Genomic DNA, 2,447 nt, shown 5'->3' on the forward strand with positions numbered 1-2,447 from the left:
CGGGGCCGGCGCGCCCGCCGCGGCCGCGCCGGCCTCCTGACTGGAGAGGCTCACCGGGAGCCGCCCAGGCTCATCGTGTTCAGCCCCAGGCCGCCGTGCATCTCGATCTCCTGCGCGGTCAGGTACCCGGCGCTCTCCCCCGCCAGGTAGCCGACCAGCCCGGCGATCTCGGCAGGCTCGGCGAACCGGCCCATCGGGATCAGCGCCAGGACCCGGTCCCGCACCGCGTCGGGCATGGCGAGCGCCTTGGGGGTGGCCACCATGCCGGGCAGCACGCAGTTGGCGGTGATGCCGCGCTTCGCGTTCTCCGTGGCGATCGTGCGCATCATGCCGTGCAGCCCTGCCTTCGACGCCGCGTACGCGACCTGGCCGGGCAGTCCGTCGTGGCCGGCCAGGCTGGAGATCGCCACGATCCGTCCCCAGCCGCGCTCGCGCATGCCGACCAGGCAGGCCTGGATCACCCGGAACGCCCCGGTGAGGTTGACCTCGATGTCGCGGCGCCACTGCTCGTCGGTCATCCGGTGCGTCGGGGCGATGGTGTCCACGATGCCGGCGTTGGACACGCACACGTCCACCTCGGACAGCACCGCCGGCAGCGGGTCCGTCGCGAGGTCCAGCTGAAGGTCGCACGGCCCGCTGATGTCCAGCTTGATGACCTTCAAACCGTCGGCGCGCAGCCGCTCGGTGATGGCCGCGCCGATGCCGCCGTTGGCGCCGGTCACCAGTGCCGTGCGTCCGGTCACGCGTACAGCTCCTCGATCGTGGCCGCGTACTTGGACCCGATGACCCGACGGCGCATCTTCATCGTCGGGGTCAGCTCGTCGCCGTCGGGCAGCCAGTCGGCGGACAGCAGCCGCCAGTACTTGATCTGCTCGACGCGGGACAGCTCCGCGTTCGCCAGCGCCACCTCGGAGCCGACATCGGCCAGGAGCTCCGGGTCGGCGGTGAGCTCGGCGTAGCCGGCGCCGGGGCGACCGTGCGCGGCGGCCCAGGCGCGGGCCCCGTCGGGATCGAGGACCAGCAGCGCCACGTTGTAGGGCCGGCGGTCGCCGATCGCGCAGGCCTGCCCGATGAGCGACCCGGCCGTCTTCATTGCCAGCTCGATCGCCAGCGGAGACATGTTCTTGCCGGCCGCATTGATGATCAGTTCCTTCTTGCGGTCGACGATGCTCAGGTAGCCGTCCGCGTCGATCCGGCCGATGTCCCCGGTGTGCAGCCAGCCGTCGATGATCGCCTCGGCGGTCAGGTCCGGCCGGCCCCGGTAGCCGCGCATGACCTGCGGGCCCTTGGCCAACACCTCACCGTCCTCGGCGATGCGCAGCTCGACACCGCGCAGCGGCAGGCCGACCGTGCCGTAGCGCAGGTCGCCGGGAGGGTTCGCGGTGAGGATCCCGCAGGTCTCCGACATGCCCCAGACCTCCGAGATCGGCAGGCCCAGCGCGGCGAAGTAGCGCAGCGTCTCGGCCGGCAGCGGAGCGGCGCCGACGATCAGGAAGCGGACCTGATCCAGCCCGAGCTTCGCCCGGACTCGGGCGGTGGCCGCCGCCGGCAGGCGCTCCGGGTCGGTAATGCCCTCAGCCTCCAGCGCGGCGCGCAGCTTCTCCCACACCCGGGGCACCGAACCCCAGAGGGTGGGCCGCACCGAGGGCAGCACCGCGATAATCTGGGTCGGGTCGAGCACACAGGTCACCTCGAAACCCAGCACCATCCACCAGTAGTGCGCCGACCAGCGGTCCGCGACGTGCGCGTTCGGCAGGTACGACGTCATCCGGCCGCCCCGGGGCAGGCCCGCGAGCGTGGTGTACGCCCCGATCATCTCGAGCATCCCACGATGGCTCAGCTCGACCGGCTTCGGCTCACCGGTGGTGCCCGAGGTCCAGATGATGGTCAGCGGCCCCTCGGCGGGCACCGCGCGCCAGCTCGCCTCGAAGTCGAAGCCCGGCGGCGCCCCGGGCAGCGCGTCGAGCTCGTCCAGCACCACCACGTGCTCGACGGCCGTGCCCGCCAGCACGGCCCGGATCGACGCCGCGAACTCGCGCTCGCAGACAACGACCCTGCTGCCCGCTCCGCCCAGCAGGAACTGGATCTGGCGCGGCGAGGACGTCAGGTAGATCGACCACGGCACCGCGCCCAGGTGCAGGGCGGCGGTGTCCACCAGGTTGAACTCCGGGCGGTTGGACACCATCAGCGCCACCGTGTCCCCGGCCCCGACGCCGAGCCCGGCCAGCCCACCGGCCAGCCGCCGCACCCGCTCCGCGCACTGCACCCAGGTCAGGCTGACGGCGCCGTCGGAGGTCCGCAGTGCGACCTGGTCGGGGCGCTCGGCCGCGGTCGCCTGGAACGCCTCGACGAGCGTCGCCTCCGGACCGAGGTGCCCGAGTGGCTCGAGCACCGCCAAACCGCTACCGGCCTCCCCCGCTGTGCCAGTCATCTCCCGCCGAACCCCC

General features: G+C 72.7%; 2 protein-coding genes. Both read right to left on the reverse strand.

Annotated features, from left to right (window positions below; translation table 11 throughout):
• Nucleotides 1-50: 50 nt before the first annotated feature.
• Nucleotides 51-743, reverse strand: coding sequence for an SDR family NAD(P)-dependent oxidoreductase (locus VGD70_RS18290; protein ID WP_331082824.1), 693 nt, complete (start codon nucleotides 741-743; stop codon nucleotides 51-53).
• Nucleotides 740-2,392 carry an AMP-dependent synthetase/ligase gene (locus VGD70_RS18295; protein WP_331082826.1) on the reverse strand — a complete coding sequence of 551 codons (1,653 nt, stop codon included), beginning with the start codon at nucleotides 2,390-2,392 and terminating at the stop codon, nucleotides 740-742. Before VGD70_RS18295 ends, VGD70_RS18290 begins: the two co-directional genes overlap by 4 nt.
• Between the last annotated feature and the right edge of the window lie 55 nt (nucleotides 2,393-2,447).

Source organism: Actinophytocola sp. (assembly GCF_036402745.1).
In the GTDB taxonomy this organism is placed as follows: Bacteria; Actinomycetota; Actinomycetes; order Mycobacteriales; family Pseudonocardiaceae; genus Actinophytocola.